Annotated in this window: 14 protein-coding genes; 11 read left to right on the top strand and 3 right to left on the bottom strand. The window is 31.2% G+C overall.

Annotated elements, in window-relative coordinates; translation table 11 throughout:
* Positions 1 to 173: 173 nt before the first annotated feature.
* On the bottom strand, positions 174 to 1,223 hold the full coding sequence (locus tag AC3Y25_RS22180; protein ID WP_427872512.1) for a hypothetical protein: 1,050 nt from the start codon (positions 1,221 to 1,223) through the stop codon (positions 174 to 176).
* Positions 1,224 to 1,248: 25 nt separating this feature from the next.
* On the bottom strand, positions 1,249 to 5,226 hold the full coding sequence (locus tag AC3Y25_RS22175; RefSeq protein WP_489904260.1) for a hypothetical protein: 3,978 nt from the start codon (positions 5,224 to 5,226) through the stop codon (positions 1,249 to 1,251).
* A gap of 432 nt (positions 5,227 to 5,658) precedes the next feature.
* Here AC3Y25_RS22175 and AC3Y25_RS22170 point away from each other — a divergent pair, with 432 nt between their 5' ends.
* The 10 genes from AC3Y25_RS22170 to AC3Y25_RS22125 all read left to right on the top strand — a co-directional run bounded on the left by AC3Y25_RS22170 (position 5,659) and on the right by AC3Y25_RS22125 (position 12,773).
* The gene (locus tag AC3Y25_RS22170; RefSeq protein WP_427872510.1) at positions 5,659 to 5,856 is read left to right on the top strand and encodes a hypothetical protein; all 198 of its coding nucleotides are present in this window, start codon (positions 5,659 to 5,661) and stop codon (positions 5,854 to 5,856) included.
* A gap of 102 nt (positions 5,857 to 5,958) precedes the next feature.
* Positions 5,959 to 6,555: a hypothetical protein gene (locus tag AC3Y25_RS22165; protein WP_427872509.1), complete on the top strand. Its 597-nt coding sequence runs from the start codon at positions 5,959 to 5,961 to the stop codon at positions 6,553 to 6,555.
* A gap of 153 nt (positions 6,556 to 6,708) precedes the next feature.
* Positions 6,709 to 7,878 carry a hypothetical protein gene (locus tag AC3Y25_RS22160; RefSeq protein WP_489904259.1) on the top strand — a complete coding sequence of 390 codons (1,170 nt, stop codon included), beginning with the start codon at positions 6,709 to 6,711 and terminating at the stop codon, positions 7,876 to 7,878.
* Between the two features lie 74 nt (positions 7,879 to 7,952).
* Positions 7,953 to 8,771, top strand: coding sequence for a hypothetical protein (locus tag AC3Y25_RS22155; RefSeq protein ID WP_489904258.1), 819 nt, complete (start codon positions 7,953 to 7,955; stop codon positions 8,769 to 8,771).
* Positions 8,772 to 9,109: 338 nt separating this feature from the next.
* Positions 9,110 to 9,304, top strand: a complete 195-nt coding sequence (locus AC3Y25_RS22150) for a hypothetical protein (RefSeq protein ID WP_489904257.1) — start codon at positions 9,110 to 9,112, stop codon at positions 9,302 to 9,304.
* A gap of 23 nt (positions 9,305 to 9,327) precedes the next feature.
* A complete protein-coding gene (locus AC3Y25_RS22145; protein WP_489904256.1) occupies positions 9,328 to 9,798 on the top strand; it encodes a hypothetical protein in 471 nt (156 codons plus the stop codon).
* Positions 9,799 to 9,817: 19 nt separating this feature from the next.
* Positions 9,818 to 10,375: a DUF6046 domain-containing protein gene (locus AC3Y25_RS22140; RefSeq protein WP_489904255.1), complete on the top strand. Its 558-nt coding sequence runs from the start codon at positions 9,818 to 9,820 to the stop codon at positions 10,373 to 10,375.
* Complete coding sequence (locus AC3Y25_RS22135) at positions 10,368 to 11,666, top strand: hypothetical protein (RefSeq protein ID WP_489904254.1); 1,299 nt, start codon at positions 10,368 to 10,370, stop codon at positions 11,664 to 11,666. Before AC3Y25_RS22140 ends, AC3Y25_RS22135 begins: the two co-directional genes overlap by 8 nt.
* A 10-nt stretch (positions 11,667 to 11,676) precedes the next feature.
* A complete protein-coding gene (locus AC3Y25_RS22130) occupies positions 11,677 to 12,522 on the top strand; it encodes a hypothetical protein (protein WP_489904253.1) in 846 nt (281 codons plus the stop codon).
* 2 nt (positions 12,523 to 12,524) lie between these two features.
* A complete protein-coding gene (locus tag AC3Y25_RS22125) occupies positions 12,525 to 12,773 on the top strand; it encodes a hypothetical protein (RefSeq protein WP_427872501.1) in 249 nt (82 codons plus the stop codon).
* 83 nt (positions 12,774 to 12,856) lie between these two features.
* On the opposite strand, the gene AC3Y25_RS22120 is transcribed toward AC3Y25_RS22125, so the two are convergent.
* Positions 12,857 to 13,657, bottom strand: coding sequence for an XRE family transcriptional regulator (locus AC3Y25_RS22120; RefSeq protein ID WP_201999904.1), 801 nt, complete (start codon positions 13,655 to 13,657; stop codon positions 12,857 to 12,859).
* A gap of 282 nt (positions 13,658 to 13,939) precedes the next feature.
* Here AC3Y25_RS22120 and AC3Y25_RS22115 point away from each other — a divergent pair, with 282 nt between their 5' ends.
* Complete coding sequence (locus AC3Y25_RS22115) at positions 13,940 to 14,515, top strand: hypothetical protein (RefSeq protein WP_489904252.1); 576 nt, start codon at positions 13,940 to 13,942, stop codon at positions 14,513 to 14,515.
* Position 14,516 lies beyond the last annotated feature (1 nt).

The following is a 14,516-nucleotide window of genomic DNA, read 5'->3' as shown; positions in this document are numbered from 1 at the left end:
AATGAGCCCGATACAATATCGAGCTCATTATTATCAAACTTAATTATAAATTTGTCTAAACTTTTGGGTGCAGTCTACAATGTTTATAGGCTTTTTTGCTTGAAATCTTAATTACTTTTAAAATTTGTTTAATGCAGCTAATAGTTGAAATCTATCATAATTTTTTTATTTCCTTAAGGCTTATTTATCGAAAGGTATCCACTAAATGCAATACCTTCTTTGGTTTCCCCTTCTTTATCTTGGTAAATTACATTTACCAAACTACCTTTTTTACCATCTATATAAAAATAATCATCAGACCCACCTTTCATTTCAACTCGTTCTCCCTTAGGTATTTTTACAATCAGAAATTCTTCCTTTCCAAAACAATCGCTTTCTTGTGAGTTGTCATACAATTCTAATCCATTTGATGATGTGACAAATCTTTCTTCGTCTAAATGAGGATTTATGACTTGTATTCTTTCTATTTCTTTTAGGTCTACGTATTTTAAACCTTCTTTCTTTATGGAAACTTTAGCAAAATATTTAAATGAATTTCCATCTTTTTTTATTTTAATATCTCTTAAATAATTAAAAGGTATACTTGAAGAAATTACTTTAAAACGACCTGTATCATTTGTTTCATATACTTTTAAAGAATCTTGACCTGCATACAAATCCTCCTTATTATTTTTAATATCATACAAAGATTTAGGCATTTTTTCCAGAGGGAAATTTATTTTACTTAGTACAATATCTAGAGATAAAAGACTGCTAAAATATCCCTTAGATGGATCTTCAGTGCTCTTAAAGTAATTTTCAAGTTTTTTCCCATCTGGAGATACGTAACTAAAAATGTAGGTGTTTCTATAAAAATTATAGTACTCTTCATATTTTCTTGGATAATCTGAACCGTTATTGACTTCTAAAGTGTCATTGATCGTAACAGTAGCATCCAAAATATTATTTTTATTAATATGATATCCGTATCTCACATAACCCGAAGGAGTATCTCCACCAAAACTTTCATTAAAAACTTTGATCTCAACTCTATTTAATTGACTATCAATATAGAACAAATTTAAAGTGTCTGTTTTTTGTTGTAGAGCAGAACTTTGCTTTTTGTTGTAAGAAGTAAAATACTCCCCTTTTTCTAATTCATTACCTACTTTGCTTTCGGTTACTGTTTCTTTCTTTTTACAAGAAAGAAACAGTACAGCTATTATTAAAATTATTTTTTTCATTATTTAAAATATTTAAGCGAATATACTAAAATTGAATATGAATATGATTCCAGTGATCCGATTTTGGAATTAATTTCTCTCCATTTCTAAGTCTTTTTCTTCTTTCTTCTGTAGTAGTTCTATCTGCACGAGTAGCAGAATAATACGGATGATAAACATTTACAGCCCCCATTTCTTTAACAGCTTTAGTTAATTCTACATAAAATTCTTCAGTATAGTTTTTATCGTCGACATGCTTACCGTCAATTGTGTTAATATCTATAGCTGTTCCTTTATAATGCTGACTACCTGAAGAGTGAGAGGCACCTGCAAGCTCTTGAACATTAAATTTATATTTTTTGCTTAATTCATGAAGAACATATAGCACTCCAACAGAAAGTTTAACCTGTTTACCTCTTGCATGTCCATATTCACTTGTATACACTTTATTTCCTTCAGAAGCATCTTTGATATTATCATCTGCATTAGCTCTGTCATTTGTAGATAAATATGGATGAATTGAACTAAATGTAATTCTCTTTTCTTTTATTATTTTGTCTGCTAAAACAACGTCCAAGTTTCTAGTTTCATCAATTTCTATTGCATACATTTTCCCAAGGTGAATCGATTGCTTTATTCTAGGTGTCAATTCATTTTTTGTTAGTTTTTCATCTTTTTTCCCTTTAATTATCTGGTGTTGTTTTTCATCCCAATATTCTCCATCTGCACTCCTGTTATCATGATAATTTTTAGGACTTAATGCCTTATCATAAAGAACTTCATTTCCATCTTTTCCTACGCCAATTGGTGCAAAAATTGCCATGTACATATCTTCAGCATTATCAATAACTCTTTTATAACGCTCTATATGCATTTTAAAATATAGCTTAACAAAATCTAACTGTCTAATCTCTGTCATATCTCTTAAATCAGATCTAGTTAGCAGTTTGTCTTTGTAATCAGGACCAGTATACTTTATTCCATTTTGTACTCTATTCATTTCACTTATAGCAGTTCCAGTAAATTGTATCAACCCTGTCGCTTCTGGATAACCCACACTTGAGGTAAATTTTCCTTTGGTTTCCACATTCATACAAATCATTAAATGGTTTGCCATTCTCAGTTTATTTTCTTCTCCCCAAAGTTCTTTACATATCTGAACCACTTTTTTACGGAATTCTGGAGTAACTTTTGCTCCCCACATAATGCCAGATCCATTATTAGTAATTACTGAATTACCATTTTTCACTTTTGTATCATTACTCAAAACAGCATTCAATCCATTCTCAGAATAAAGTTTTGATTCTACCCCTACCATCGCGATATAAAACATATCCATTACACCTTGCATAAAATTTATTTCCTGCCATTTTTCATTCAAAGTAAAATCAATTGTTGCAGTTCCTTCGTTATCTACAATAACTTTTACACTATGTTTAGGATAGCGGAAATCCTTATAAACTTTTAATACTACTTCCTTCCCTACCATATTTAAAGTTTTAACCACTCCTGTTACTTTTGAACCATATGGCACTTGTGTAAAAGGAGATAATCGGTTTCCTTCATAAACAAAATATGCATCTGTTATTTTAGCAGCAGTAACGACATTTAATACTGCATCATCATACACATTGCTGTCTTTCTTAAAAGGGTATGATTTTCCATTTTTTATCCCTTCAAGCTCAAATCTAATTTTGGCTGTTTTGCCTTTCTGAATTCCGAAATGCTTTTGTAAGACGTTATCAAATTTTAATTTTTTGTTTATTTCTCCATTTCCGTCTGTTTTGGTGTCATTGTAATAATTAACCTCTCTACTATCATTTAAAAAGAATTTAATTCTTACCTGCTGATTTCCATAGCCTGGAATACTTGCTTTTATAGTATTCATTTCTCCCGCAAAACCAGAGGTTTTCTTTGTACTTCCATCGGTGTAAGTCCAAGAAGCCTCAGTTACTTTTGGATATTTGACATATATTTTTTTGATTATTTTTGATTTCAAACCTTTCATAATATTGCTGTACGCCTCAACAATAAATACACCTTCTTTTTTAGGAATTGGAAAAACAAACGTTTCTCCTTTAGCGAGATATTGTTTCCCCGCTTCATTATTTTCTATTTGCAGTTTAAAACCATCTGGTATATAAGTTTTGCCATTTTCTTCATAAACCAACCATTTTACATTTTCTCTTTCTTGCGAAGTAGCTTCAATTTTAAAGCTTTTGGCAGCAAATATGGCATCTCGGCTTGTTTCATTCCAAAAATAAACATCATTGCTAATATCAGCTTGCGTGAGGATTTCTATACTGTCAACAGAGTTTTTAATCGCGCTAAATGTTTGATTCTGAATTAGACCATATTGATCTTTACTGGCAATTTTAATAGCATATTCTCCAAAATTTTGCATCGCTAGCTTAACAATTCCTGTCGAATCAAGCTCTTGTTCCTTCGAAACTACAGTTGCTTTATCTTCATTTGTGTATACTACTTGATAATAAAGTTTTACTGGATTTAGAGTTTTTATTTGTGGATTTTTTAAAGATACTCTGAACAAGTGCTCTTCTACAGAAGTTCTTCCCAATTTATTTTTGATGCTTACAGGTGGCGTAATTACAATTTCTTGAGCAATTATACTTAGTTTTATAAATGCCGATGTACTCGCTGTTGCCTTTTTATTTGCGCCAGGTCTTGATCCGTATGCTTCTACAATATAAGTTCCTGGAGCATCAAAGTTGTAAGTAAAAGATGTACCCTTATCTATAAATTCTGTTCCTAATTTTTTTGAATCTTTGTAAATAATCCAATTGATGTTTTCTTTTTTATTTTTTCCTTCTTTTAATAAGGTTTCATCAAGTAAAAATTCCAAACTTTCGCCTACAATAAATGAAGTTTCAGTACTATTTTTAATTTTTACTGCACCCGATTTTACAGAACTTCCAGAAACATCAACGTTATTATTTCTTTGTAGAAATACATAAACATCTTCTTTTCCAATATTCGCATAAGGATTGCTTAAATTAGGATATATTTTCGTTTTTGTTGTTATCGTAATAGAATTAGGTAAAGCATCAAGTCCTTCAACTTCTTTTAGTAATAAAAATAATTCGTCATATTGCGTAAAAAGATTAGCAACATTTGTTTTATCATCTGCCAATTTGTTTTTGATTATTCCCCAACGGATTTTATTTTCTTTTGAAATAGCACCTTTCAATATATTAGCATTAATTGCTTCAATCATTTTTTCACGAACCATTTCCCAATTAAAGTTTTTAATTTCAATTGATGATAATTCTGACTGTCTCAATGCATTATACATTTCTGCAAAAGGCAGTTCATTTTCAAAATCAGTTATCTTTGCTTCTCCATCAAAAGCTTTATCGATACGAGTCCAATATGTAATCATCTCTGTATCATTTGCCTTCGTCGCCTCTTCCAATTTCTTTTTGATTTCGGCTTTTACCGCTTCTATTGTTGGCTCATTACTATTTGCATGAAATGCTTGTGGAACTGATAACACCGCTTGTGACGCGACATTGGAATAAACTTGCGACGATAATTCGCTATTTAAATCATTTTCTACTCCCAAAATCGGAGAAGTAGTGCTAACTGATGCAGAAGAACCGAAAATTGTTCCTCCTGTAGTATCAGTAACGCCTTCTCCGATTGGAGCGGTAAAAGTTGGTGTTGTTGTTAAAGAAGCTTTTTCAATGAATTTCGATCCATTATTAGTTGTATTTTTTATAGCTTTCCCTGAAACCGAAAGAGTATTGCTAACTGATTGTGCTGTTTCTTTATTTTTAGCAAATGTTTCAGCAGCGCCGCCTTCGGTTGAGAAATTAGAAACGTTTAAATTGGCATTTTTATCTTGTTGTTCCTGCCATAATTGGGTTATATCTTTTTGCTGATTCATTTCGTTTGAAACTTTAGCCAACTCTTTGATAATAGTTTCTGTTAAGTGTTCTGAGTTTTGAATTTCAGCACTATTTTGTATGGAAAGATTGAAATTGTGAATTGTATTTTTACTCATCGCTTTGGTGTTTTTTCTGGGTGTAAAAGTAACATCCTTATTCGTAATTATAAAATTACAAACCACTAGCATTCAGTAGTTTCAGTAAGTTTTCTTTCTACTGAAACTACTGAAAACACGCGTCTTTTTCTTGCTCATTTTCTACTCTTCTGACTTACTTTTACAACCTCAAATTATCCAATGGAGCTATCATTTCTGAACAGCATTTATCTGTCAGTTTTCCAATCTCATTTTTCTTCAGAAAGCAATTACAACTTTATTTATTAATCAATTTAAACAATAACCATTATGGATTACAGATTTGCATTTGGCATCAGTAAAATGCCTAAAATACCTGATAAGAACTTCCTTTTTATGACTCAAAATTTAATCTTCAATTATTAGAATAAAAACACATTCTTCAAGACCATAAACAAACTAAAACTTACACATATGAATCAGAAAACTATTGCCGTACTAGCGAGCATTTTAATTGTAATAACAGGAATTATTGATACAAAATTTGATCTTTTACAACAAGCAGGACTTTCATTGATCGCAATTAACAGAATTAAATTGATTGGTTTGTTTTTATCGGCCGTATTGCCAAGCATTACTCCTTTGTTTTCAAAGGATAAAAATAATTTCTAAAGGCAAAAAAAAAGAGACATCCATAATTTCAGATTCTTGCCCGAATTCAAAAAAGCAGAATTTAACCTACTTCATTACTAAATAATTTTTAAATCAAAAAATATGGCAATTCAACCTTTAAAAACAATTAAAAACTGGTTTAGAACTAGCTCAAAACCAACACAAACCCAATTTTGGGATACATGGGATTCTTTTAGACATAAAGATGATAAGATCCCTTTAGAAGATATTGAAAATATTGATCAAATAACGGGGCAAAAAATTATTCCATCTGGAGAGTTATTAATTTTTAAAGTTGCTCCTAATACAGCTGACGAATTAGAAATCGGTGATAGTGTAATTGGTTACTGCGAAGGAAATTTCCTTGCCGAAGCAACCTATTACGGCGGAGATACAAGTTTGATGAGCAGTTTTACTAAACCTAATAATCTAGTGGGAAAAATCATTTCATTTGATACTAATTCTATCACTTACGAACTTCATGACGAAATACTTTTAAGATCTTATACTTGTGGTGCTTACAATGGAATTGCCATTAAGTATAAAAGACCAGGAGAACTTGAGTTTTCTACTTCATGGCCAACAGGCTATTATCCTAAATTATATGTGTATTGGCTTGATTTACCTTCTGGTACAATTATGAAATTAACAGACACTCTTGGTGACTTTGAAGATTCGGAGGAATTTATAGTTTCATAAAGAAAAAATCGTAAAAAAACTTTAAGCATTTTAAAACTTTTAAATCACTTAATGAAGCACTCATAATTATTAAAGATGTAGATTTTCTAATAATCCTGAGTGCTTTCTATAAATAGTTATTATACAGCAAATTATTAATTTAAAAAGCAAAAAATGAAAGAAAATATAGCACTAAACAAAGATAAAAAAGCATCAATAGGGACTCAAGTAGTTAATAAGCCTTTAAAAATAAATACAGTTGACAAAGGCCAACCAACAGATGAGATTTTAGTTCATAGCTTTGATAATGAAGTAAAATATATAAACAATTTATTTCCTGATTTACAAAGTCAGATAAACAATAAGCAAGAAAATCTTGATTCAGGTATTAACATTAAAACAATTAATGGTTCATCAATACTAGGATCAGGCAATTTAGTTATCGAGAATGAAAGCACTCAAGCAAATGCTGACTGGAATGCTACAAGTGGTGCCGAACAAATTTTAAACAAACCTGCTTATTTTAAAGACATTATAACTTTAAATTATCCTGAAGATTTACCAGCCACAGGAGATCCTTCTGTAATGTACATTACTACTGCCTTTGGAAGCAAATTCTTCTTATGGGATGGATCTTCCTATAAACAAATAACAAAAGCAAACGGTGTACGACCATACTTATCAAATTTAATTATTAATGATAATTATGTAACTGCTCATGGAGGTACATTCGCCTTCACTAACACTATTTTTGGCAAAGACGCTTTTAAACTTGGTTCAGACCAGGATTATGCCAAACATAATACAGTATATGGCTGGAATGCTTTCTCTTCAGCTAGAAATGCTTTTTACAATACCGTTTTCGGAGCAAGTGCCTTGGCTTCATGGGATGGAACTGGAGACAATACTGTTTTTGGGCAAGGAGCGCTATCTTCTTCTTTAACTGGAAATAATACCGCATTTGGCTCAAGCGCTGGCATAGAGCTAACAACAGGCACAGGAAATTTAATTTTAGGGACTAATTCTGCCAGAGGATTAACCACAGGAAATGGTAATATTTTTGTCGGTATGGCTGCAAGTCCATTTAGAACAAGCAGTAGTTACAATGTGGTTATTGGTAATCTTAACCCAAATCAAGGAGTAATGAACAATACGGTTATTATAGCTGATGGACAGCAAAATAAAAGAATCGTAATTGATTCTTCAGGTAAAACAGTATTGCAAAATAAACTAAACATATCAAATGTTCCCGTTTATGCTGATAATGCTGCAGCTACAGCAGGAGCACTGGTAGCGGGCGATGTCTATCGCACACCAACTGGATTGTTAATGATAAAATATTAGCAAGAAACTTAAAAACGAATAAAAACACAACACTGAAATAGATAAAAATCTATAACTAAATCAACCTATAATACATGGCAATACAAGCATTAAAAACAATCAAAAACTGGTTTAGAACGGGTTTAAAACCAACGCAAACTCAGTTTTGGGATACTTGGGATTCTTTTCGGCATAAATATGACAAAATTCCTGAAGAAGATATTGAGGATATTGACCAACTAAAAAATAGCCAAAAGATTATTCCATCGGGAGAATTTCTAATTTTTAAAGTTGACCCCAATACAACAGATAAATTAGAAATTGGCGACAGTGTAATTGGTTATTGCGAAGGAAATTTCCTGGCAGAAGCAACTTATTATGGTGGAGATACGAATTTGATAAGCAGTTTCAAACCACTTACAGAAGCAATTATAGAAAATATAACCTTATCGGATATAAATAGTTATAATGGCACTAATCTATTTTATAACAATATTGAGAATCGAAATGGTATAATTGAAAATACAGTCCGATATCTTACACCAGATTATAGTTACTTAGATCCAATTTTTCAAGGCGCACTACCCTCTCCATACAATTCAGTTGCTCGTAGAGAAAGCGGTTTGAAATTGGCTGAATTTATGATAATGAATTCAAATACTGTAAATAGTATATTATCTGAAAATCCATCTTTATTATTTCAACTCACCATGAATGTTACTGCAGGGGAATCACCTGCTATTTTAAGGCCAAGATTATATTTAGGAGGTAGTTTAACAAATCAATTTGATGCCTTCGAATCATCTTACAAATTAGTAGAATACAGCGATAATGGCACTTATAGAGAAACTGATTTACAAAGCAATTGGTTTGGAAAATGGGAAACCTTAATGAGAATAAAAACCAAACATTAAAAATCTATTTGATATAATCCAAAACCAGAATCATAAGATTAAAAATCTTTAATTCTGGTTTTTTATATTCCTAAAGAATAAAAACAATTACTTATTGAAATGAATCTCTGAAAATTCATAACTCAGCTTACTTTTTTCTTACTGAAACTACTGAAAACGAGCTTCTTATTTTTCGTTTTTCGCCTCCTTAAGTCTTATTTTTACATACTCTAATTCCGGCTATTAGTTTACTTAAACAGCATAAAAAAACTTCTGCATTCAAAACATTTTAGAAAGCAGATACCTCAACTATACCCTTAACTCAACTATTCATATTAACAATTAAACAATCACTAATCATGGATTTTACACCAAAAGATTTAGGAGAAACACCTCCTGCACCAGACATGAGCAATTTTAAAAATCCTTTGGCTCAGACTTCTGAAGGAAACATTTTTATCGAACAGTTTACAATCACTCCATTAAACGTTTCTCCAAAAAACGAAAGCCTGGAAGAAGCCGTCAAAAAAGAATTCAGAGACAGCAATATTTAATTCTTAATCAAAAACATAAAAAAATGCTTGACGAAATAACAATTCAAAACCTAAAAGAAAAACACGGCTCTTTGCTTAAAATCACTTCTGATGATCAATTGGTTACAGTTTACTGCAAAAAACCTTCTTTCAATACATTTCTAAATTATCAAAATATTTACAAAGACAATCCACATGAAGCGATTCTATTTTTATTTAAAGAATGTTTACTTGAGAAAGAAAATTATAATGACGAGTTCATGCTTTCTTCAGGAAACTCAATCGTCGAAATAATCAAAAAAGACAGTGAATTCATTATAGATGCAACACCACAAAAAGACGAATTCAAAAAATCGGCCGCACTTATTAGATACGCTTTTCACGTAGATCCTTACCAATTACCTATGGATGAGTTTTACAAACTTTTGGAAGAAGCTCTCTGGCTACAAAAGCATAATGAGAAAAGAATGGAAAACACACTTATGACAGCTTTTGCACAAACATTTTCAAATTAAAAACAAAAAATAAATTATTATGAAATTCAATTTTAATGTAAATGAAATTTTAGAAAACAAAGACATTGAATATAGCGGCCTAAACTATAACGAATCTGAATCAAAAGATTTTATTATAGATAAAACTGGGGGCGAATTTAATCTTAGAGTTTTTGCTCCTTTAGTTTTTGAATCTTTTGTAAAAAATGATCTTAATTTACCGAGTTTACGAATAGATGCGGTTACGGTTAATATCAATCGTTCAAAAATTATCAAAAAAGAAGGAATCGAAGGAAGAGATTCAACAATCAAAGAACATATTACAAATGGCGATTTTAGCATTTCCATAGAAGGATTAATTGCTAATGAAACTGGAGATGAATATCCAAAAGAAAAGCTTTTTTTATTGAAACAATTCTTAAATGCGCCTTATTCTTTAAGAGTTACCCATGCCATTCTGAATCGATTTGGAATTTATGAACTCGTTATCGATTCCTATTCAATACCTTCAATTTCTGGAACAAAAAACATCCAAAAGTTTACGGCCAGCGCCACATCAGATGAAACTGTAGAACTAATAATTAGAGACAATGCTTAAACTAAATGCTAGAATTAAAGTATACGAAACAGTAAGCCTTATACCCACTCCTAAGTTTTATGAATTTACATATGTAAAAAATGTAGAAATAAACAGTTCATATAAATCTTTGACCGATACGGCAACTATTGTAATGCCCAAAAAGGTATATACTGATACGAAAGGATTTGACCAAAGCTTATTTAAAAACGCCAATGGAGAAGAAAAAACGATCCATGATTTCTTTAAAATAGAAAATTACATCGAGATATTTTTAGGTTATGATGGAGATTACAAACCCGCTTTTAGAGGTTATATCACAGGAGTTCAATCTGATGTAACTGCAACTATTTCTTGTGAAGATGCAATGTATGCCTTCAAAAAAGTAAAAGCGGTAAAAGATGATGACGTTCAAAATTCAAAAGATACTCTTAATGCCGTCGCTACAAATCCGACCACAAATGTTGACAGTTTTAATCCTAAAACATTTTTTGAGAAAAGAATGAAAGAATTAAAATTTCCTTTTAAAATAAATGCTCTTGACGAAGAATTAGGAAACATAATGATCAATCGAAGCCACAGTTTGGCACAAGTTTTTGAAATGCTAAAAGACAAAGGAATCTATACGTATTTTAAAACCGAAGAAGCTGGTCCGGTATTAACCATTACCAATAACCCGCAGCAGCATACTGTAAGTGAACTAGGCAGTTTTATAGATAGAAATTTCATTAAAAGTCCGCTCGCAGGAACATTGGTCAAAAAACTAATAACTCAAGGTTTAAGTCTTTTAGGTTCTCAGATTAATAAATTAAGCAAATCTGTTTCTGACCGTTTTTTAGGACAGGTTCATTTTAGATTTCGATATAACATTATAGAAGACAAACTAATTGTTGTAAAAGAGTCAACAAAGAACACACGCATTAGAATTGAAAAGTATTTTAAGAACTCTAATACTCCCGTTTATGTTGAATTAGGAGATCCGAATGGTCAATTAATCAAAAAGCATGTTTTACATGATGATAGTGAAGATTTGCCAAATAATCCCGAAGCTTTCAAAAATGCAGTGACAAAAACTGCCTCAGAACTGTACCAATATGGCGCTTTAAGAGCCATGGAATGTAAGCCAAGTGGATTTGAAGGTTCTTTTCTCACTTTTGGAGAACCATTTGTAAGGCCAACCGACAAAGTAATACTTGAAAACGCAAAGGATAAGGAAAAAAATGGAACTTTTCAGGTAGAGAAAGTAGAACGAAGTTATGGCGAAAATGGATACAGACAGAGAATTTATATTGGAAGAAGAGTAGAAATTTAAAAAGAAAAAAATGGGGAATATAACAAACCTAATAAAAGATGTCGCCAGCAAAAATCGAATTATTGAAACCTTTGCAGCAAAAGTCATCGAAATCAATACCGAAAAAACTTCGCTCCATGATCCCGAAGATGCTTATACCGTAAATGTAATGCGCGCTGATGGGGCAATTATTAAAAATGTACGATTAAAAGCTTCAATTCAAGATTTGGAACAAGGAATTATTTCTGTTCCTAAAAAAGACAGTTGGGTTTTGGCCACTATTATTGATGGAGTTGAAACTAGAGCATTTATTTCGCAATTATCTGAGGTTGAACGTACTTTTATCCGCTTTAAAAATGAACAAAATCGATATCTGGAAATTGATACTGATGTAGATAAATTTAAAATGCTATTTAAAGAAAAAAATAGTAATGATTCTTCTGCTGTTTCAACGCCTTCCTATAAAAATATTGCTCAACTAGAATTTAACAGCAACGAATCGGCAAATATAAGTGCTTCATTTTATGATGAAAATGGAAAAGAAATTTCTAAAAGCAGTTTTAGCATCGATGAGCAAAAAATCAGCATTAACGAAGGAAATACTATTTTCAATTTTAAAGACAAAGAAGTAAAAGTAAGCATCAAAGATGGTTTTGAAGCCACGATTACAGACAAAAAAGTTTCAATAGTAAAAGACAAATTAACTTTTGAAATGGATGAGAAATTTAAAATTGATGCGAATGGAAACAATCTATTACTTGAATTAGAAAATTTCATAACAGAAGTATCAAAGATTGTCGTCGTGCAAGGCGTAGGTCCAAATGTTGCAAATCTACTTGCAATAAAATCTACATTAAATAATTTATTAAAAAAATAAAAATGGGACTACAAATATCAGCATTGGAAGAAGCAATATTAGAAGCATTAGAAGAAAACTCAAAAATAAGTGTTGATGTCGATAACGGAGATGATAATGCTAATAAAACAAAAAATGCCAGAAAAACTACCGCAAAAAAATTAGCAACTGCCATTGATACATTTGTCAAAACAGGGCTTGTAACTACAACGGTAGCCACAACAGGTTCAGCATCGGCACAAACAGGAACTGGAACAGGATATATTTCTTAAATCCATGTAATCTAAAATTAAAATGCCCCTTGTAAAAAATTACAAGAGGCATTTTTTATTTCAAAACTTTTTAGAAAATGATATTAATTCAGTTTCTTTTTCAGCGTTTCCTCCAATTCAAAATATTTACTTTCTAGTGCATGCAGCTTTTCATAAATATTAATTGGATCGGGCATTTGTCTAGATGCGTACATACTTGCATACCAAACTTCCAGAATATCCTCGGCATAAATAGAATACATTGGATAATTTCCGTCTCGGTTATCGGATTTTAATATCAATTTTCCGCTTTCTCTAATTCTATTCAAAACCCTTTTTACTACTACTCCATCATTCTTACTCACAATTACATAAATTCTTCCGTCTAGGATATCATCAAAATTATCCACATATTTTCCAAAAAGATAATCTCCATCATGTATTGTGGTAGACATCGAATTTCCTTTAATTTCAAAACATCTGTAAGTGCCGTTTTTAAGCATCGGCATGCTAAAAGAAGGAAGACTTTCCATATATTCAGGATCCGCATATCCGTCTAAATATCCTGCTCGAGCCTTTACTCCCACAAAATTGATATTTTCGTCGCCCTCTTCATTTACTGTTATAATTTTCGGCACATGCAAACTAACCGCATTACTAGATTTGCTCGCAAAAATATCTTCGCTATCTCCAAAAAAGTATTCAGGGTTTACATGACAATGTGTAATAATACTTTGGAGCAGATCAAAACCTGGTTTGGTTCTTTTTCTTTCTCCATCGGCTTGTAATCTTCCAATCGTAATACTATCTATCGTTGTGCTGGTAACTCCTATTAATTTTGCAAATGAGTTATTATTCAACTTCATTTCATCTATAATACGTTTTATTTTATCATGTATTTCCATGTTGCAAATCGTTTGTGGTTTTATGTAATATGTTTTACTTAAAGCAAAACTTCAAGTATATGTTGCAAAACTACACAATATATGGCTAATAATCACAATTTTATAGGTAATTTTTCAAATACACTGATTATCAGCACTTAATAATTAACAAAAATATGAATTATCATACATATTAGTAGTCAAATGGTTAAATCATATTACTGAAATTACTGCATATTTATATGTAATATGTTTGCGAAAACAAAACATATGTTTTATATTTGCTTAAAAATAATCCAACATATGATTTTAAAAGAATTTTATACCGAAAAAAAAAGCGCTATTGAAACAGAGTTTTCTTCTAGTGTGCCAGCTGTTCATCTTTATAGTGATGCCATTTTTAAATCTTCAATAGAAGAACCAATCGTGATGTTTAAATACGATAATATTTCTTGGGAGACCTCTTCTGAGAAAAATTACAAAGCAGATGTTGCTTTTTGTTTATACATCGTGCTTCCTGTTGACACGATCTCTTCAACAAGTTATGCAAATGCATTCGATATTGCACAAAGAGTTGACAAAGCTGTATTGTCTAGAAGCAATAACAATACCCTTATAGATAGCAATTCGATCTTTAAGGTAAGAGAAAAGCAATATACCAATGAACATACTTACTGGAATATAAACGATTACTTCATCTGGGAAATCACTTATAAAACAACATTGGTTGAAAATACATTGAAAAAGAAATATATCCTTTTTAATAACGGATTAAGCAATGAAGATTTAGAAGAATTAGGATACGATTTAACCTCTGGAATAATTGAAATTAACCCAAATCAAGTTCAAGGAGATATCGATTTAAACTCTAATTCGTAAT

The sequence above is a fragment of the Flavobacterium sp. LK-23 genome (assembly GCF_058135255.1).
Note: the sequence above shows the minus strand (reverse complement) of the source record. Positions and strands in the feature narration are given on the sequence as shown.